General features: G+C 57.7%; 15 protein-coding genes. 8 read left to right on the forward strand and 7 right to left on the reverse strand.

Translation table 11 applies throughout. The features are described from left to right. Positions 1 to 76 precede the first annotated feature (76 nt). Together HMPREF2842_RS07805 and HMPREF2842_RS07810 are read right to left on the reverse strand one after the other, a co-directional pair. Positions 77 to 565, reverse strand: coding sequence for a glucose ABC transporter permease (locus HMPREF2842_RS07805; RefSeq protein ID WP_070644002.1), 489 nt, complete (start codon positions 563 to 565; stop codon positions 77 to 79). 121 nt (positions 566 to 686) lie between these two features. Beyond that, positions 687 to 1628 (reverse strand): biotin--[acetyl-CoA-carboxylase] ligase, encoded by a 942-nt coding sequence (locus HMPREF2842_RS07810; protein ID WP_070644007.1) that lies wholly within the window; start codon positions 1626 to 1628, stop codon positions 687 to 689. A gap of 221 nt (positions 1629 to 1849) precedes the next feature. Here HMPREF2842_RS07810 and HMPREF2842_RS07815 point away from each other — a divergent pair, with 221 nt between their 5' ends. The 3 genes from HMPREF2842_RS07815 to HMPREF2842_RS07825 all read left to right on the forward strand — a co-directional run bounded on the left by HMPREF2842_RS07815 (position 1850) and on the right by HMPREF2842_RS07825 (position 5142). Then, the gene (locus HMPREF2842_RS07815) at positions 1850 to 2131 is read left to right on the forward strand and encodes a YciI family protein (protein WP_005507003.1); all 282 of its coding nucleotides are present in this window, start codon (positions 1850 to 1852) and stop codon (positions 2129 to 2131) included. A gap of 1465 nt (positions 2132 to 3596) precedes the next feature. Continuing rightward, positions 3597 to 4367: an RES family NAD+ phosphorylase gene (locus HMPREF2842_RS09125; RefSeq protein ID WP_168165239.1), complete on the forward strand. Its 771-nt coding sequence runs from the start codon at positions 3597 to 3599 to the stop codon at positions 4365 to 4367. A 232-nt stretch (positions 4368 to 4599) separates the two neighbouring features. Beyond that, entirely contained in the window at positions 4600 to 5142 is a 543-nt protein-coding gene (locus tag HMPREF2842_RS07825) for a hypothetical protein (protein ID WP_070644016.1), read from the forward strand. Between the two features lie 266 nt (positions 5143 to 5408). Here HMPREF2842_RS07825 and HMPREF2842_RS07830 read toward each other — a convergent pair whose 3' ends face one another. The 3 genes from HMPREF2842_RS07830 to HMPREF2842_RS07840 form a co-directional block, all read right to left on the reverse strand. Then, positions 5409 to 6506, reverse strand: coding sequence for a hypothetical protein (locus HMPREF2842_RS07830; RefSeq protein WP_141752191.1), 1098 nt, complete (start codon positions 6504 to 6506; stop codon positions 5409 to 5411). Between the two features lie 652 nt (positions 6507 to 7158). After that, positions 7159 to 7509, reverse strand: a complete 351-nt coding sequence (locus tag HMPREF2842_RS07835) for a hypothetical protein (RefSeq protein ID WP_070644035.1) — start codon at positions 7507 to 7509, stop codon at positions 7159 to 7161. An 87-nt stretch (positions 7510 to 7596) separates the two neighbouring features. Continuing rightward, positions 7597 to 8145, reverse strand: a complete 549-nt coding sequence (locus HMPREF2842_RS07840) for a hypothetical protein (RefSeq protein ID WP_070644039.1) — start codon at positions 8143 to 8145, stop codon at positions 7597 to 7599. Positions 8146 to 8345: 200 nt separating this feature from the next. Here HMPREF2842_RS07840 and HMPREF2842_RS07845 point away from each other — a divergent pair, with 200 nt between their 5' ends. From HMPREF2842_RS07845 to HMPREF2842_RS07865, 5 genes are all read left to right on the forward strand, one after another. After that, the gene (locus tag HMPREF2842_RS07845) at positions 8346 to 9947 is read left to right on the forward strand and encodes an acyl-CoA carboxylase subunit beta (RefSeq protein ID WP_005507002.1); all 1602 of its coding nucleotides are present in this window, start codon (positions 8346 to 8348) and stop codon (positions 9945 to 9947) included. 71 nt (positions 9948 to 10018) lie between these two features. After that, a complete protein-coding gene (locus HMPREF2842_RS07850) occupies positions 10019 to 10426 on the forward strand; it encodes an acyl-CoA carboxylase subunit epsilon (protein WP_070644042.1) in 408 nt (135 codons plus the stop codon). 297 nt (positions 10427 to 10723) lie between these two features. Then, positions 10724 to 11812: a restriction endonuclease gene (locus tag HMPREF2842_RS07855; protein WP_246823237.1), complete on the forward strand. Its 1089-nt coding sequence runs from the start codon at positions 10724 to 10726 to the stop codon at positions 11810 to 11812. A gap of 478 nt (positions 11813 to 12290) precedes the next feature. Then, a complete protein-coding gene (locus HMPREF2842_RS07860; protein WP_070644045.1) occupies positions 12291 to 14741 on the forward strand; it encodes a restriction endonuclease in 2451 nt (816 codons plus the stop codon). Positions 14742 to 14971: 230 nt separating this feature from the next. Further along, positions 14972 to 16732 carry a DUF885 domain-containing protein gene (locus HMPREF2842_RS07865; protein ID WP_070644050.1) on the forward strand — a complete coding sequence of 587 codons (1761 nt, stop codon included), beginning with the start codon at positions 14972 to 14974 and terminating at the stop codon, positions 16730 to 16732. A 191-nt stretch (positions 16733 to 16923) separates the two neighbouring features. Here the strand turns inward: HMPREF2842_RS07865 and HMPREF2842_RS07870 are convergent, their stop codons facing one another. Next, positions 16924 to 18216, reverse strand: coding sequence for a glutathionylspermidine synthase family protein (locus HMPREF2842_RS07870; RefSeq protein ID WP_070644057.1), 1293 nt, complete (start codon positions 18214 to 18216; stop codon positions 16924 to 16926). A gap of 100 nt (positions 18217 to 18316) precedes the next feature. Next, positions 18317 to 19267 (reverse strand): hypothetical protein, encoded by a 951-nt coding sequence (locus HMPREF2842_RS07875; RefSeq protein ID WP_070644060.1) that lies wholly within the window; start codon positions 19265 to 19267, stop codon positions 18317 to 18319. Positions 19268 to 19275 lie beyond the last annotated feature (8 nt).

A 19275-nucleotide genomic window follows, 5' to 3' on the forward strand; every position in this document is an offset into this window, starting at 1 on the left:
CAGATTTGGCGGCTGATTTAGGCTCTGAGCCAACCCGATAGCTCCCGCCCGAGTCGGCGGCGGGGACAAAGAAGCTCTAAATATAGCGAGAGCGCAGGGCGTAGTAGTCGCGTCGGGCGGCTTTAATTTCTTTTTCAAAACGCTTCGGGTCGGGCACGTAGGTCAGGCGGTGATGCACGCCGCGGCAGACTACGTACACCGAACCGTAGCCTAGCCAGGCTCCCGGGCCGCGCTGTTTTGCCCAACGCTCCCCCATGGAGTCCAGGTAGAGGGATTCGTCTCCGCTGCGGGTCATCACACCGCGGCGAACCACGAGCCGGTGGGTGGTCAGCAGGTAGTAGGTGGTTGCCCAACGCCAGGCGGTGCGCACAGCACCGAGCAGGGCACCTACCGCGCAGATCATGCCGAGAGTCCACAGAATCGGTGAGGACCGTGCCGTGGAGGCAAAGGTTGAGGCGGCGATCGCAACCAGCAGGTAGGCAAGCGTGGGCAGCAGGGCACCGTAGTGCTGTCGGGTCGCAATGATGACATGCTCACCGGGGTTGAGTTTTCCGCGCAAACGCATGGTGGTCCTTAGCTGTGCTGGTTGTTATATTCCGGCTGGAGGCGCCGGTTGAGGTGGTGCGGGTTCGCTGAGTGTAGCCGTGCCGGGCTGATTTTTTGGTTGAAATTTTTAGGGGCTGGTTCTAGTGTGCCTGCTGAAAATCTCCGTAGCTACCGTTGGCGGGGCGAAGGTGCTCAATATCGCCGACCGCGTAGGGCTCTAGGGCCCCGTCCTCGCGGCGGATGAGGATGCGTCCCTGCGCGTCGAGGTCTTCGGCGGTGCCTTCTACGGTGCTTCCGTCGGGCAGACTCATGCGCACGCTGGCGCCGAGAGTGGCGGTGGCGGCGCGCGCCTGATCGAGCAGGCTGAGGCTATCAGGGGTGAGCGGGTCGGGGCGTTCAGGGTCGCCGCCGGCGCGCACGAAGGCGTGGTAGCGGCGGGCGAAGATGCTCAGCAGTCGGGTGAGCACCTCGGAGGAGTCGATGACCTGCCCGGTACACAGGCTCAGGCTGGTGGCAGTGGGTACGGGTAGCTGCTCGGCGGACATGTTCGTGTTCTGGCCGATGCCCACAATGATGCTGCGCAGCCCCTCGGTGGAGCCGCTTTCGGGGACAAGCTGGGCGAGAATTCCGCACCCCTTGGCGCCCTGCGCGATGACGTCATTGGGCCATTTGAGGGCGGCGTCCACGCCGTAGCCACGCCAAATATCGACCACACTGAGCCCGGCGATGAGGGTCAGCCAGTGGTAGCTGCCTTCGGGTAGCTCTCGGGCGAGCGGGTCTGCGGAGACGTGCGGGCGCACCACGATACTCGCGGCGAGGCAGGCCCCGGGAGGGGCGGTCCAGACGCGGGCGAGGCGGCCGCGTCCGGCACTTTGGTAGAGGCTGGCGTAGACGGAGAGCTCGCCGAGCTGTTCGCGTTCGGGGTCGGTGCCGTCCATGAGTAGTTCACGGGCGCGGGTGGTGGTGGAGTCAACTTCATCGTAGAGGTTGACGCTGGAGTAGCCCGCATCCAGCGCGATGGTGCGGATGCGCGGCGCATCCAAAACCGAATGATCACTCTCGATGTGTATATTCTTCTCCATAGCTTGCGCCTTTCTACTCCGCCCGAAAACTGCTCTAAAACATGCCGACCCGTTACCGAAACCTACGAGCTTCAGCCGAGTCACGCTGATTTCTCACCATATCAATTTCTTGCCGCCGGTGATGCCCACCCGGTACCCGAGACGGTACATTAGACAGTGAGGGTGCATCAAGCACCGACCGGCTGCGGAGGTTCCTCCGCCCTGCTCGAAAGAAGACCGCTATGGCTTATTACGCAATTACTTACGTTTACGCAGCTCCCGAGGAGCAGGCGAAGTACCGTCCGGCTCACCGCGAGTACCTTGGTTCGCAGATTGAGGCGGGCAACCTGATCGTTTCCGGTCCTCTGCTGGACGGCGAGACCCCCGCTGGCGCTCTGCTGATTGCAAAGGTTGATTCCGCTGAGGCAGCCGAAAAGATTGTGGCTAACGACCCGATGAACGTTGGTGGCGCGGTTCTGTCTCACACCGTGACCGAGTGGAACCCGGTTCTGGGCACCATCTAAGGTCGAGCACCGCTTCACCCTGGAAAAGCTTGAACGTAAACCCCCTTTCCGTCGACAAGGATTGCCGAGACGGAAGGGGGGTTTCTGCGCTCTTTTGAGCCCCTCTTCACACCGTCTGTACGCTGTATGGGTAGTTCAGTGTTATTGCTGGGCTACCCCTCGTACGTTGGCTGGAAACACACAAAAGGTGCACATCTTAGTGAACATGTTCACTAAGATGTGCACCTTTTGTGTGTTAGGAACCCACCTGACCTGTTTTTACGCCAAATTCAGGCCATCACGCACACGATTACCCAGACGACGCACTACCAAAGAACCAGCCAACAACCCCCGAACACACACCCCCAAAGAAAGACCCTGCTCACTAGCACGCTCTTGAACGTGATCCGTCCACGTAAGAAACATCAACCAACCCTTCCACCAAGGAACACAGAGACACAGAAAGACAAAAACAGGGGCACCACCCAAAAAAGGGGGGCAACATCGAAAATAAAGGGGCGTTAGACCACGGAAGGGGCTCGAAGTACACAACCCCTAAAAACGACGGGACCCATGGGGGTACTGACAGATATTCCTTGTCAGCAAACCACAGAACAAGTCATAGTACATGTTCTATATTATGTGCCACTCTAAGCCATAGGGGTTCACGCTTTGTTCAGAGGAAGTATGCGGCAGGAACGCCTCATGCTGCGAACATGGCGGCTAAGGGATACGGTGCGAGCGCGAGCAAGGTTGGATTCCATGGGGTGGTAGAGGTGAAGAAACCATGAACTGATTGAGGGGGTGGGGTGCCTCTTGGCGGTATTTGTCGCATGTTTTGGAACATGTTCTATGTGTAGCCATAGAAGCAGCCGGAGCGGCAGCACCAGAAGCAACAGCAGAAGCAGTAGCGCCAGCAGTAGTAGTAGTGGTGGGGGTAGCGACACCTTCAGCAACAGCAGAAGCAGCGGTGGTGGGGGTAGCGGATTTTGAAGCCTTCGGGTGCTTCTTGAAGATTCTTTTGTTGTGCTCTGATTTGCGTAGAACCACTAGAAGCTTCTGTGTATGGCGAGAATATTGTAGATGCCCCGCAGGCCTTTTATTGTCATATTTTTTGACTGAAATTCTGGACCGCGGCCAAATAATGCGTGGCGGAATAGTGCGAAATAAAGGGGCGTGGCGGAATAGTGCGCGATAGAGAGACCCATCTCCGATGTTTCCACTTGTCAAACTGCTATTAATGTCGCACTGAAGGCGCATCCAGGCCCCGGACTGAGATCAATAGGCCTTCAAAAGTGTTTATATTCCGTACTTTATTGCGCCAGTAAATACATTTTCACCTGATAGCGAATGGAATGACGAACGGTATCCCCACATCAAATACTTACAGGGTACAATCAACACTGTAATATAAAACCAGTCGCCCCATATGAAATTTCAATAGGCGACAAACACTGCTCCACGGAGCAAGAGAGGTTGGCACATTTTGATTGAATGCCAGCAGCACACTAAACCAGCAATAAACCCGCCGAGTGCGAACACCCCGCCGAGTCAGTACAAGTGCATACTGGCGGGGCCCGACACTGACTTCCCGGTACTCCATAGGACGCACGCGACCTATGAATCTGAAAGCACGAAGCTCCGCAGCCCGCTTTTTTACTCTTCTGCATGGGCTCCCGAGGATGCTGGCTATGCTGGCTACACTGGCGGACGGTTTGATTTGCCGGGCTCTAAGGGCCAGGGTACATGCAATACTGGTGCGTCACCTGTGGCGGCTCTCCGAGAGCTACTCAATACTAAAGCCAAGGATGTAGAAATACCTCAGTCTCTCCTGGAGGGCGTGTCGGTATCCAGGTTGCGTCTCAAGCGTCAGCTGCGCCTATTGGATGTGCGTGTAGACGGCCCCGGCTTCTGCGCTAAATGCATGAGTGATATGCTGCACAAGGATTTGGAGTATCGACTCACTCAGGCGTGGGCTGCGGCTATCCGCGAACTGGGGTTCGATGGCATTATCTCCATCTCGACCCTAGAGGACACCGTGAATGTATACGTTTTTGGTCCTGCAGGCGTCTATGAGGGTGACTTTGAGGTCGAGGATTCTCGCGACGCGCTTGTCGTATATCGCGAGTGCCAGGCTCATCAGGTCGGAGACCTGCCTGAACTCAAGGAGCCCGAGGAGTTTGAAGAGTCGCAGGGTACACCTATCTTCGCCGATGATTTTGGTGATGCTCTGCATGCTACCATGCCTCTGACCTAGAGGCGTTGCCTTACGGCGTAATCATTCCCTCACCCTTGCCCCTTCCCTGATATTGAAAGGGAAGGGGCAAGGGTGAGGGGTCCCCATCCACAACTACATATGACAGCCTGGCTTTACAGTTAGGCTTTACATTGTTTATTGTGGGAATGGGATGCTTCAACACGGTGCCCACCCCTTACACAAGGAAGGGCCCCACAATTGAAGCACTCAAAAGAAAGGTAAACCCAAAACCATGGAAAAGAAAGACTTCCTGAACCACACCCTCGGACCAGCTCAGAAGCTGATCGAATCGCTCATCGCTGACGAGGCCATCAACACTACTGAAAGTAGCGCGCACGCATTGTCCTTCGCCATTCGAGTGGCCATCCAAAAGCACGCTAAGACCTATAAGGAGCCCAAAACCGCACTATCTATCATCGGTGACCTGCACACCACCGCAGCCATCTGCCAGTACCTCGGTGGTATCACCCGACAGGCACTTAACGACCGCATCAACAACAACGCGATCCTGCGCCTCAAAGACGGCAAAGGCCGTAACGGCTACCCCGCGTTCCAGTTCGCGAACGGTGCAGTCGACCCGTCCATCCAAAAGATCATCCAGACCCTCCTGAATGGAGGTTTCAATGAGTGGGAAACTGCCCTGTGGTTGCGCAGCCAGTCACTTATGTACGATGGCCTCTCAGCACTGGACTATATGAAGCAGTCCCCAGAGCACTACGACGAGGTCCTCAACCACGCACGCAACGACGTCAACACTCGCCACGCGAACTTGTAATTTTCGACAGAATAGATACCTAAAAATTCATCTGCCCACTCCTGTGCCACCCGCATAATCAAGGACATAGGCATAGTGCAGGAACCTAAAGGGGGGCTGCTGGACTCATGATGTATATGTAGAGTCCAGTAGCCCCCTTCTTTTACCCTCTTAGCGCTCGCCGACTGGTGGCAAACCCCTGGTGAAGACCACCCCGAAGCAAGCACAAGCGGTGCCCCCCACCGCCAGCATGCACCAGCAAAATGGGGGCTGAAGAAGTACTTTACTTATGGAGCAGAAAGCCCCTGACGCCTACGGTATGCGGCAATGCACTGATTTAGTAGGCGCTGATGTTCCTGCTCTTCAATCGCCTTTCGGGCTTGCTCCGCCGATAAGGTTGGGTAGCGGTGAAAATCCCGGCCTGTCACCTCATACTCAGCGGTAATCCCCTTGTATGAGGCAGGCACCACGAAACGCATCTTACGGCGCTTGTTATTATCTTGTACCAGCCCCCGGTATTTCGAATCCTCAGAATCCAGGAAGGAGCCAACATCGAAGAAGGATCTATTACCCTTCTGTACGGTGGATGCTCGATACCACGGGGTGTTACCTCCGAGAAGACGATTCACCTCAAGGTGCCGTTTGAACCGCGCCGCCGAATTATCTGACCTGCGGCCTTTTTCAGGCAACATGCCCTTAGTCTGATAGTCATACAGATAGTCGTCTTTGCCTAGCTGCTGAGCCAAATCATCCACGTGAATGATGGAAGCATACGGTGCAGATTCCTCATGCTCACTGTGAGCGATGGCAGCAATCTCCTGATCCGCATCTACCATCGGTAAGCTACCGGGCAAGCTACCGCCATAAATCAGCTGGTCCGCTTGAGACCGCAGAAAAGTATTCGCCTCAACGTTTACCTGCGCAACACTGTCGCAAGACTCCAGCGATACGGGAATGATCGCGTGCACATGATAGGGGTACCCTTCCCGCTTCCCTCTTTTGATGGCATGCTGAGCCGCCTGCTGAGTGACCCCAGACTGATGCCACTCGGCCACCGCCCAGGTTCCCCAGCAGCTCACACCTTCAAGGCCATGAAGGTGCTTTGCCACATTTTCAGCAACCTTGAACGCGGTTTTTACCTCCCCATCAGTCAATCGTGGGATGGTCAGCATCAGACTGTACGGGCCTTTAGCTCGCACCACCCGAGTGACCGCCGCTGACAACTTCGGCTGGGTCCGTTCGATACATTTGGGGCGGGTACAGCTGAGCACACTACACCGAAACATCTCCGGCTCGGGCTGGACACTGCCATCAACATACCAGTCTTCCATCAAGCCACGGTCTTTAAGGCCTTTGAGGTCTTTGGCCGGGATGTACACGTACACATGATGCTTATCCTGCTTCCAGTGCTTGAGTACAGCCCCGCAATGCTCATATCTAATGATGGGCCGACTCCCTACCGGGATAGCATCAGCGCTCATGTGGGAAGAGCTTGGGTCCTCTTCCATGTAATCCAGTGTCTCAGATGGCGCCACTGGTGTCTTGGATAGGTTGTACTGAGCGTCTATGGTCTCATCCTCTCGAAATAGTGAATTACAAACGTACGCAAAAATCATACGTATCGTATCGTTTGATGCATCTTCATTTATATATGCATACAACAATTGTTTATCTTCTCGTTACCAACCTTTCAGGAAACATCCAGGTTCCACAACGACCGCACTACCTTCAACCCACTCCTACACCTCAGCACAAGTGCCCACAAAGAGCAGCCCCCCCCAGTGCTCGCACACACAAAAAGACAAGAGCACAGCACAAGCACAGATAGCCTATCTACCACTCTCTACCACCAAGACACCCAGCAGGCTCTTCACAGTCACACTAGGGCGTGCAAAATACCGTCAACACAAAACCCGCCAGGCCTTACACCTAGCGGGTCAAAACCAAAAAAAGGGGGTATCAGTCTTACCCAACACGGCAAGACCAATACCCCCTATCATCTCTCTACACCCTCTTAGCGCTCGCCGGAGGTGTTCTTTACCTACGGCGTGCACGCTTCGCCTTCGCCGCATAGTCAGCAAAGGTCAGCAGCAGAGCAAGCAGGCACAGCAAGAAGATGATTCGTGGAGTATCCAGTGCGATACCTAGCTCTGGGATGCTGAATACGGTGTGCGTGTTTGATGCGGTTTCGGTGACTGCCTCCCCGTCGGTCGTGCCTTCCATCGTGGGGATGGTCGGTAAGAAGATGCCTAAGGACAGGAACCAGTTTTTTGCGGCTTCTAAAAGTCCGCTCATCCATGCGCCGATAGCGCCGATGGGGACCATGAAGAAGATGAATAGCCAGGTGAGGACGTTTTCGAAGTCGTCATTTGAGGTGTGCTGGCTCATGGGTTTAGGTCTCCTCTCGGGTCTTGTCGTACGCTTCGATGTCTGCTTCGCTGCGGGCGCGGCGGGTATTTAGTTGCTGGTCTTGGCTCAGGGTGAAGGAGCCAGATTCGCCGTGGGGGGGGTACGGTAGTCCAGGATGAGGTCGCCGGAGCCGAAGGGATCTTTCACGAGGGAGGTGACGATGACCCATTCACCTTCGACTTCGACCAGGTCGCTTTCGCCTAGGCTCTGGGCTGGCTCGGTTTGTTCTTTACCCCATACGGCGGTGTCGAATTCTTCCGTTATGCTCTGTGGTTCCGCAGTATCGGAGGTCATGAGCACTTCGGGGGTGATGGTAGGCATCTTCATGGTGTCGATGGTCGGCTTATCCACAGCAGGGGTGCTGCCTTCGATGACCTTCAGCTGCGCCTTCAGCGCTTCGCTACTGCGGACCGCAATCTCAATGGGGTCTCCGTCAGCCGCCAGAATCGGGGCGGTCAGATAATCCGTCCGCGGGGTCGGGGTTTCCTCGAACTCGCCGCTCTTCTCGTTATAAGCCTGGGTGTATTCCTCCAGGTCCTTAATAGTCTTCATCGTGTACAGGGTGTGGGCTGGCTGGTTGTTCTTCACCTTCGCTGCGTCATAGTCGGAGTCCATGGGGTCACCCTCTTGGATGCTGAGTGCATAAAAGTGTATCTAGTGTTGATATTCTGGCTTCTCACCTGGCATATGTGCCCTAGTTCGCACTATAGTTGAGGGATATGCACATTGTTCAAGAGCGCTCTTCAGGGCCTTCTGAACAACCATCACCGCAACCACTGGCTCCCGACGATCGGGTGGAGCAGGAACGAGGAATAATGTCCGAGAACCTCCAGCAGGAATTTGATTTGAGCACCACCGCCGGTAAGCTCGCTGATTTTTATGCACGTCGAGAGCGCAGCTTCGCGCCCAGCGGTGAGGCAGCTATCGAGAAGCAGCACGCACGCGGCAAGAACACCGCCCGCGAGCGCATCGAGATGCTTTTGGACGAGGGTTCTTTCGTTGAGTTTGATGCCCTCGCCCGCCACCGCACCACTGCATTCGGTATGGAGGCGAAGAAGCCCCTGGGTGACGGTTTGGTCTCCGGTTACGGCACCGTGGATGGCCGTCTGGTTGCCGTGTACTCTCAGGATTTCACCGTGTACGGTGGTTCCCTCTCGCAGGTGAACGGCGAGAAGATCGTGAAGGTGCAGAAGTTCGCCCTGAAGAACGGCTGCCCGGTCATCGGCATTAACGATGGTGGTGGCGCCCGCATTCAGGAGGGCGTGGCTTCCCTGGCAATGTTTGCTGACATTTTCCGCATGAACGTGCGTGCGTCCGGCGTGGTTCCGCAGATTTCTGTCATTATGGGCCCCTGCGCTGGCGGTGCCGCGTACTCCCCCGCTCTGACTGACTACATCATCATGGTGGATAAGACTTCGCACATGTTCATTACCGGCCCGGACGTCATTAAGACCGTGACCGGTGAGGACGTGGACATGGAGACCCTCGGTGGTGCGCGTCAGCACAACTCCGTGACCGGTACCAGCACTTACCTGGCTGAGGATGAAGAAGACGCGTTCGATTTTGTGCGTGAGCTTCTGGAGTTCCTGCCGTCGAACAACCTTGCCGAGCCCCTGCCCCTGGAGCACGACCAGGAGCCCGTGGTGACGGTAGACGATCTGGACCTGGACACCCTGATCCCGGATTCGGCAAACCAGCCTTATGACATGCGCGCGGTCATTGAGTCCGTGGTGGATGACGGCCACTTCCTGGAGATGCAGGCGCTGTACGCCCCGAACGTAATGATTGGTTACGCCCGCGTCGAGGGCCGCACGGTCGGTATTGTGGCGAACCAGCCGATGCAGTTCGCTGGTTGCCTGGACATTTCTGCGTCCGAGAAGGCTGCCCGCTTCGTGCGTCACTGCGATGCGTTCAACATTCCGATTCTGACTTTTGTGGATGTTCCCGGCTTCCTGCCCGGCACCGATCAGGAGTTCAACGGCATTATTCGCCGCGGCGCTAAGCTGCTCTACGCTTACGCGGAGGCGACCGTTCCGCTGGTTACCGTCATTACCCGTAAGGCGTACGGCGGTGCGTACATTGTGATGGGTTCGAAGAAGCTGGGTGCCGATATTAACCTGGCGTGGCCCACCGCTCAGATTGGTGTGATGGGTGCTCAGGGTGCGGTGAATATTCTGTACCGTCGTGAGCTGGCGGCTCTGGCGGCTGAGGGCGGCGATGTTGAGGCTCGCCGCGCTGAGCTGATCGCCAAGTATGAGGAAGAGCTGCTGAACCCGTACCAGGCTGCTGAGCTGGGTTACATTGACGAGGTGATTGCCCCGAGCGAGACTCGCGTGCGCATCATTTCTTCGCTGCGCGCCCTGCACGATAAGCGTGCGGCTACCCCGGCGAAGAAGCACGGTAACATCCCGCTGTAGGCTTCCGTTGTGCCCGCGCCGTGTATGGCGCGGGCCTTCGCACGATTTTAGGTTTCTAAGGAGGCGAGCCTTTGGCAGGCTACAATCCGCTGAGTTATTTCTCGTTTGGCAAGAAGAAGGACAGTTCGGAGGCTACTGAGAGCGCCGAGCAGCTTGAGCGCGGGTCTTCTCGCGCTACCTCTTCTGCCCGTTCTTCTGCGCGCGCGGCTACCGCACCCAGCACAGCGAAGGACTCCGTTCAGTCTTCGGTTGATACTGACACTGAGCAGGAGCCGCTACTGAAGGTAGTGAAGGGCTCCCCCACCCCGGAGGAGATTGCCGCCCTCACCGCTGTGGTTGCGATGATGCAGGCGAATGCCGCGCAGAAGGAGCAGAACTCGCTGGTGGGTGCTGCTTCGCGCATCCTGAACCGCGGCCAGCGCCTGGGTGTTTCGTTGCGTCCCGGTCCCGGTTCGTGGAGGCGCGCTCGCCCCAGGTAACGCGAGCTGATAACTCTGCTTCTTATATTCCCGTCACGCCGGTTGGTGTGGCGGGAATATATTGTTTTGCCTCAAATTCAAGATTGATATTGCGCTATTGAACATCTAATGCGCCGATTCTTGCGGTTTTGTCATATTAGGAACGATAAAGCGATGATGATACGCCCTGATGCTACGATGTATATACCGTCACATAAGTATTAATAATTGGCAGGGACCATGGCAAAGATGCTGAATAAAAACCATAGGCCCCCACCGGATGTCTATATCGCGCTTCTGTTGCCGACGCTACGGCGCTTGTCGAAGACTGTGCCCCGCACCGCCGCCTATGTTAGTGAGCAGTTGCGGCAGCAGACTAAGGCGTTGGGGTCGAAGAAGAACCTACCGGCTCTTGAATCCACCGATTTTGCGGTGGCTGTGCGCACCACCTTGAAAATCTTGGTGGCACTTCGTTATGCCCAGCTGATGCCTCGCCTGACCCCGTGGGAGAAGAGGAAGTACCTGCTCACTCCTCTGGGTGCCGAGCTGACCTGCACCCCGCATCTGCACGGTTCGGTGCCGCCGCGCGTGGTAAAGCAGGTGCAGGCGCTGTGTACTCAGAGTTTGACGGCGAGGACGACGAAGAAGCTCAAGAAGCAGGCGAATGCACTCCTGGCGACTGCGGAGGCAGAACATCGCCTCATTTTTGGTGCTTCCGATGGTGATGCGGTCACCGGTATGGAGCCGTTCCTCCCTGCTGCCGATGCCGGGGAAGCTACTGCTGCCCACAAAGCAACCGGTGCGGAGCACCTTGCACATGCGTTGAATTCTGCGGGTACTGCTGAGACCTGGCCTGCGGGTCAGTCTCCTTTGGATATTATTTTGCGTGCCAGCGATTCACCGGTTATTCATGCTCAGGCGGAATTTGCCGAGCACTTTACGCAGGATTTAATTCAGCATATTCACGCGGTGACTCCGGAATATTTTGAGCAGATTGTTGCCGATATTTTTACGGCTCTTGGTTTTAGTACCGAGGTGACCGGCGGCGCCGACGATAAGGGCGTGGATGTTATTGCCCGCTACTCTGACGGCCTGGATTTCGCACCGATTTATATTCAGGTGAAGCACTATTGCGGAACCATGAAGGTCACTCCTAACGAGATTCAGAAGCTTGCCGGTGCGGTGCTTCTGCACGGCGGTTTGCAGGGTGTTTTGGTGACCTGCGGTGCTTTTGCGCAGCCGGTGCCTGAGTATTTGCAGGGCTTGCCGGGTGCACGCAATATTGCTCTGGTTGATCAGCATCAGCTGGTGGAGCTGATGATTCGTCACCGTGTGGGCGTGCTTGATGGTGAGGGTGAGTGCGGTTATCGCATTGACGAGGAGTATTTTGCCCGTGGCATGGAGTAGCCGGGGGTGTTTCTGGGGCGAGTATTTCTCTCCGAATATCTCCAATCTTCACGCATTTCCCGCGTCATTTCACTTAATGTATTTTCACTTTTCCTTGAGGATATTTTTCACATATCGGCTGGTTTTAGAAATCATAGGTTATTTCTCGAACCAGCCGATACAATAATGAAGGTAATGCGTTATATATTCTTCGCATTATTTCACGAAGTGAATATACCCGTGACGGTCTAGACACTTCACCCCAATTTATAGCGTTCTTTTCTGAAGTGTTCGTCGTTGAAGACGGTGCGTAAGCGGGACGGGTTGAGAAAAAACTACCTACCCTGCTTCTCTTCGCTTCTCTTCACTGCGGGATTTCAAAGTGCCGGCCCAAAAATAAAGATGGTGCCGCTCACTTTCGTGATTATTTTCCCGTTCGCATGACTGCACTTTATGAAGAACACCTGCACGATAAATAACACTAGATAAGGAGCCCGGCGTGGCTTTTGTGAATAAAACAATGCTCCATATCGATCATTCCGAATTGCACTCTTTGCAGCAGGAAACCTCGTGGGAGGCCCTACCCGAGGAAGCACGCGCTCTCAGCGTTGCGGCGGCTTTCTCCCTGCTCCGCCACTTTGAGCGCGCTCAGGACCGTGGCGAGAAGGTTTTCTTCCCCGATATGTACACCCCCGTAGGTGTGGACCTGGGTTTCAACATGACTCAGCGTTTCATTGCGGTCGGTGACAATGTTCTCTTCCGTGAGGCACTCAATAAGCTGATTGCGGCGCTGGTCAACGCTGACTATCTTGAGGTGTCCCTCAGCCAGCTGCATCCGGGCAACCTGCACTACGCCCTCAGCGAGGCTGGCCGTGAACTTTTGGGCACCCCGAAGGAACAGCAGGCGCAGGCTCTTCTGCCGGTTCTGCCCCTCCTCAGCGGCGTGTACCTCTACTACCTGAAGCAGTTCTACCCGGTTCTGCTCTCGCATATTACGGTGCGTGAGCTTCTGCCCATCGTCCTGAGTGTTACCCCGGCCTATCCCGCGGCGGCTCCCGTGAAGATTCGTGAGCTGGTGCTGCGCGAGTGCGGTTTTGTGCAGGGCTGGTACGGCCTGTCGTACCTGGAGCAGCGCATTGTTGAGCCGGTGATTGCTCAGGCGCTGAGCCTGCTGACCCGTGAGGGCTACCTGCGCACCAAGACGATCCACGAGCACACGGATTCTCCGCTGACTCTGTACTCGCTGTCGCCTTCGGCGAAGGAACTGGTAACCCGCCACGAGGAGACCGGCGTGCCGGCGAGCGAGCTGAGCTCCGTGCTGGCGCTGGTTAAGGATGAGGGCACCTCGATTACCGCTGAGGATATTGCCGCAACCGATGCTCTGCTGACCCATATGGGCGTTCTTCTGCTCGACACCCTCAACGACCACGGCGCCGATGTGGAGCTGAGCCTTCCGAGCCTGGAGCAGGTCTTTGACCGCGACGAGCGTATTCAGCAGGCGTCCTCGAACCCCTATTTTGTGCAGATTGACGCGCAGGATTACCTCTACGATGTGCTGATCGCCCACCACTACCTCTCCGAGCGTGAGACCGTCTACTCGTTGGGTCCTGCTTTCGCGCCGGCTATGGCGCAGATGGTTGAGCCGAGCGTTCAGAAGCTGGTGGCTTCGGCTCTGCTCGATCCTGCGGCGGTGGACGCTCTGCCGTACCCGCATCAGCTGTTGCACCCGATTCTGAAGATTGTTGAGGAGAACCCGCGCATCTCCTACTACGACATTTACGATGAGCTGAAGCTCGCCCTGGACATCCCGTACCTGCAGGGTGAGGTCGCTCCGCACCGTTATAAGCTGACCCCGCGTCTGCGTAACCGCTATTCGGTGGCGATGCACGTGCTCAAGGGCGAACGCTACCTGAACGCTCTGCGTGAGGGTACCGGTCGTACCTCCCGCAAGAACCCGGAGCGTTACGAGCTGAGCGAGGCGGGTAAGGAGCTGCTCAAGCGTTTCCCGGAGGGTGCTCCGGAGGCGGTGACCGCCCGCATGGCGCCGCTGCCGCCGCAGTCACTCAAGCACAAGCTGCCTCAGGATATTGCGGCTGAGTTGCAGGCTCGTGAGGAGGCTCTTCAGGCTGCTAAGGAGGCGCGCGCGGCGGAGCGTCAGGCTCGTCTGGCAGCTCGTGAGGGCGCTTTGCGTGAGCCGTTGGCTCCGGTGCCGGGTGCTTCTCCGGCATTGTTGGCGCGTCCGGCTGGTTCGCCGGTGGCGGCTGTTGCCCAGGCTCCCGCTGAGGTTCCGGCGGCTGCGCCGGTTACTTCCGCGGCTTCGGTTGTTGAGCCGGTTGCACCCGCTGTTTCTGCACCCGTTGTGGCTCCTGCTCAGCCTGCTGTTGCTGTCCCGGTTCCCGCCTCCGCTGACCCGTCCACTGCTCTGCAGGTGGCTGCCGCTCAGGTGCGTGAGGCTCTGAAGCGTTACCGTCAGGTCTTCCGCCGCGACGCGCTGGCACCCGCCCTGGCGCAGGTGTCTGAGGAGCGTTTCCGCCGTATTGGTTTCGATCTGTTCCTGATGCGCGGCTACACCGTGGAGCCGCTGGAGGCTCGGGGTGTGGACGGCGTGGCGACCCCCGCCACCGGTGAAAAAGAGCGAGCGTTCTACGTTCGTACTCTGCGCCCGGCATCTAACGGCGTGCTGTCCGCGAGCGTTCGGCCTCAGGACATTACCGCGTTCTTCCTGGCAATTCACGCCCGCGGCGGTCAGCTCGGCACCTTCATCACGAACGCCACATTCAGCGATGAGGCGTACGACGAGTTCATCCGCTGCTCGACCAAGTACCCGAACATTCTGGTGGATCTGGTATCCGGCGATGAGCTGCAGGACCGCCTCATTGCGCACCGCCTCGGCGTGGTCCAGAGCGCGAACGGTCTGCTCGGGCTCAACGGTGAATACTTCACCGGCTAAGTCGCCAGCTAGCAGCTTGTAACCCATCTGGGTGACGCCCCGGTCTTCCTCTCCTGCACGTTCAGGAGAAGAAAGCCGGGGCGTTTTCGCGCATCCTCCCCGGTGAGTTGTCCACAGGTGGGCCCTTTTCTTGGCGTTCGGTGCCGCTCAGCACGTAATATTGCCGGTTTAAGCGACCCATATCACCGAAAATCGTGGTTGAAGGCACACCCCTGAGTTAGGATATGAACATGAGCACTTACCAGGAACTTCCCAGCATCTACCGATTGAAGCGCTCGCTGACCGACGTCGATCAGATTGCTAACGAATATTTTGAAAAGGTCCTCGACCTGAACCCCGTCCATGCAACCGAGCTTGGTCGCAAAGGCGTAGAGACCCTGTACCCCGACTACTCGCCCGCCGGCGAGAAGGCTTTCGCGCGCCTTGCAAAGAAGACTTTGAAGAAGGTCGATAACGTCCTGCCTATTGATGACGTTGACCTGGTCACCCTGGATGCTCTGCAGGAGCGCCTGAGCCTGTACCGCAAGCAGCACAAGGCTGGCTTTGGTGGCTGGCAGATGAACAATATTGCCTCCGTCCCGCAGGAGGTACGCTCGGTCTTCGACCTGATGAAGCGCAACACCCAGCAGGACTGGGAGCACATTATTGGTCGTATGCACCGCGTGACCGAGGCGCTGGAGGGCTACATCCAGACCCTTGAAGCAGCTCGTGAAGAGGGCAAGGTCGCCCCGCGCCGTCAGGTGGATATTGTCATTGAGCAGACCGCCGCGTACTACGCTCCCGGTGGTTTCTTTGACGAGCTTGCCGCTGAGGTCGCCGAGGCTGTCCCCTCGCTGAAGGATGAGGCTGCCGCAGGTGCCGAGGCTGCAAAGGAAGGCTACCGCCGCCTCAACAGCTACCTGGTGGAGAAGCTGCAACCGGTCGCTCCCTCCCGCGACGCTGTGGGCCGTAAGGCGTACAGCCTGCACTCCCGTTCGTTCCTGGGTACCACCATTGACCTGGACGAAACCTACGCTTGGGGCGTGAAGGAACTGGAGAGCATTATCGCTCGTCAGCGTGAGGTTGCCGAGGAGATTGAGCCGGGCGCAAGCATTGAGCGTGCGAAGCAGCTGCTCGATGAAGATCCGGCACGTCAGCTGCACGGCACCGATGAGCTGAAGGCGTGGATGCAGAAGCTCGCAGACGCCGCCGTGGAGAACCTGGCGGGTAGCCACTTTGAAATTGGCGGCCCCATGCGCCGTATTGAGTGCTGCATTGCGCCCACGAACGAGGGCGGTATTTACTACACCGGCCCCTCCCCTGATTTCTCGCGTCCTGGCCGCATGTGGTGGTCGGTTCCCGAGGGTGAGGACACGTTCACTACCTGGCGTGAAACCTCCACCGTGTACCACGAGGGCGTTCCGGGTCACCACCTGCAGATCGCTATTGCTACGGCCCTGCAGGGCACCATGAACTCCTGGCGTACGAACATGCTGTGGGTTTCCGGTCACGGTGAGGGCTGGGCGCTGTACGCCGAGCGCCTCATGGAGGAACTGGGCTACCTGAAGGATCCGGGTGACCGCATGGGCATGCTGAATGCTCAGCGTATGCGCGCCGCCCGCGTGGTCTTCGATATTGGTGTTCACTGCGAGATGCCGATTCCCGCGGAGTGGGCTGAGCAGCTGGGCGTTGAGCCGGGCACCATCTGGACCTCTGAGCTGGGTTATGAGTTCTTGAAGCTGAACCTGGACGAGTCCGAGGGTCACCTGCGTTTCGAGTTCCTGCGTTACCTGGGTTGGCCGGGTCAGGCGCCGAGCTACAAGATTGGCGAGCGCCTCTGGCTGGAGTTGCGTGATCAGGCTGTGCGCCGCGGCGATGATATTCGTGCGTTCCACACGCGTGCGCTTCTGCTCGGTTCGGTGGGTCTGGATACTCTGCGCCGCGCCCTGACCGATGAGATGATGCTCCCTCTGGACACTGAGGATGACGACGATGAGGACGATGACGAGTAGCCTCTAGCCTGCTCGCTCCTCGTCGAGTGGTTTTCTAGAGTCTCTGAACTGGAGTCCCTGAACTAGAGCCTTGAGATTAGGAACTCTATAGATGAAGCCCCCGCTTCAGCTTTGCGGCTGATGCGGGGGCTTCGCTGTATTTTCGTGTCTTCTGCAGGATATATCTTCTGGGGGGCTATGTCTTCTGAAGGCTATCCGAAGTTTGCGGCACCGGGGTCCATGGTGCCGAATCCCATGCCGGTGGAGTCGTTCAGATCCACCAGGTGCGGGGCAAAGCGGCACCAGTAGTCGGTGAGCGCGCCATTCGATTCGCGGATGCCCACGCCTACGGTGCGTCCGTCGACCACCCACACGCCGAGAATGGGGTGGCTGACCGGATTGATGATGCCCTCGTAGCGCGGTGCCGGGATGTACTCCTGGTAGATGAATTCGCTTTCGGGGGCGTTGGCGAAGAAGTCGTCGTCTTCGGGCTTGATGAAGACGTCGTAGTCGGGGGCGTAGATTTCTACGCCGTCGCCTTCGCGTCCGAAGATGGGTTTGCGAACCCAGTTGCGCATGCCGCCGCGGTGACCCGCGTAGGTGGGTACGAGGTTCGGGTGGCCGGGGTACTTATCCCAGAGCGCGGCAAGCAGCAGCTTATTGGAGAGGAACATCTTCCACGCCGGCTCAATCCAGCGGTCCATGGCGCCGTGGTAGGCGAAGAGGAGCTTGTCGTAGCCTGCTTCGCTGTCGGTGACCAGGTCTTCCCAGGGGTAGAGCTTGAAGAGGTTGGTGATGGCGCGGCCTTGTGCGTCCTCCCAGCTCTTGGTGTCCTCGTTGAAGATGACTTCGTCGATGGGCATCATGTGGGTTTTGATGCCCGCCTGCTGCGCCGCGTAGGCGATGAGCCAGAGGTTGTTGTAGTCCTCGTTGTTCTCGTCAATCTCGGGGCTCACGTGCGCCAGGTGCAGTACGGGCTGCACGCCGGCGGCAATTTCGGCTGCGAAGATGTGGCGCCAACGGTTGGTGAAGGCTTCGCCGATTTCACCCCAGTGGGCGTAGCCGCGGGTATCGAGGCGCTGGTCTTTCGCCCAGGTTTTCTGGCTGACTGCCGCCTCCACGATGCCAGTGGGGGTGTCTGCGTTGTATTCGAGCAGCTTCATGGGGTCGCCAGGCACGCCCGAGTAGGTGAAGTCGAAGCGTCCGTAGAAGTCGGCGTCGCGGCGGTTCCAGGATTCTACGGCGAGGTTGAACGCCGCCTGGGGTAGACCGAGGGTGCCGAACGCGCCGGAGGCAATGTACTCGACGGTTTCCAGGCACATGCGGTGCATTTCTTCCGCCTGAACACGCAGGAAGTCCATTTCTTGCGGGCTGAAAATGTAGGCGGCGTATTCGTTCCAATAGTGGTCGGTGTCGTGGGGGCCGTCCACGCTGTAGGTGAGGCCTTCCTCAATGATGACGTTCTCCCAGTCGGGTCGGCCGACGGGAAATTCTTCACGGCGCATGAGGGGCTAGGCTCCTTCGAAGTAGTGATTGGAAAATAGTGAGGAAAATGCGGGCGGGACCGTTCAGTCCCTGCCCGCATTTAGTGTGATGGCTTATGGCTTAGCCGCCGGAGGTACCGCCACCGGACTTGGAGCCGCCACCGAAACCGCCCTTGCTGCCTGACTTCGAGGAAGAGCCAGACTTGGACGAGGAACCCGACTTAGACGAGGAACCGGACTTCGAGGACGAACCCGACTTAGAAGTGTTCGACTTGCTGTACGTTCCGGTGCTACCGCTATTGCTGGTGCCCTGCTTACCGCTGGAGACCGAGCCGGTGGTCTTATTACGCACCGAAGAGGTCTTACCGGAGTTATTGGTGCTGGTCACCTTGCCGGAGGAGACGGTGGAGGACTTCTTCGCGGTGCGGTAGGAATCTTCGAATCCGCCGCCCTTGGAAGACACGCCGCTGTAGACGGTGCCGTTGCTGGGGCGGGTAGTGCTACCTCCGGACAGCTTGGATCCTACAGGAGGAATATAGTGGGATCCGGAAGAATTAGCGGCACTTTGGCGGCCCAGGTAGTACCAGAGGAACGCATTCGAATTATTGTGGGTGGTGGTCGAACCGGAAGTGCCCGACGACCCAGAAGAGCCCGAGGAGCTGGAGGAACCGGAAGAACCCGACGAGCTCGACGAGCCCGAGGAATCGCTACTGGACGAGTCGGTCGGCTCCTGAACGCCTGCCTTCTCACATTCGCTATCTTCCACGCGCAGGCCGGTCTTTGCGTCCTGGCAGACGCGGGCGTACTCTTCGCCCTGCGACAGGAACGCGTTCTCTTCCTGGTGCATGGAGTTGTAGGCGAAGATGCCACCGCCAACCAGCAGCACGCCAGCGCCAGCTACGGCAATCATCTTGGCGATACCGGGGCGGGTCGCACCCAGGTTCAGGGTCTGCTGGGCTGAGGTCTGTGCGGCGCGGGTAGCGAAATCTGCAACCGCCTCCATGCGATTGCGGGGCTTCTTCGAGCCGTTAGGGGTGGTGGTTCCGCCGGGGTATTGGGGAGCAGAACTCATGCATCTCT

It is taken from the genome of Rothia sp. HMSC069C10, from assembly GCF_001812205.1.
Classification (GTDB): domain Bacteria; phylum Actinomycetota; class Actinomycetes; order Actinomycetales; family Micrococcaceae; genus Rothia; species Rothia mucilaginosa.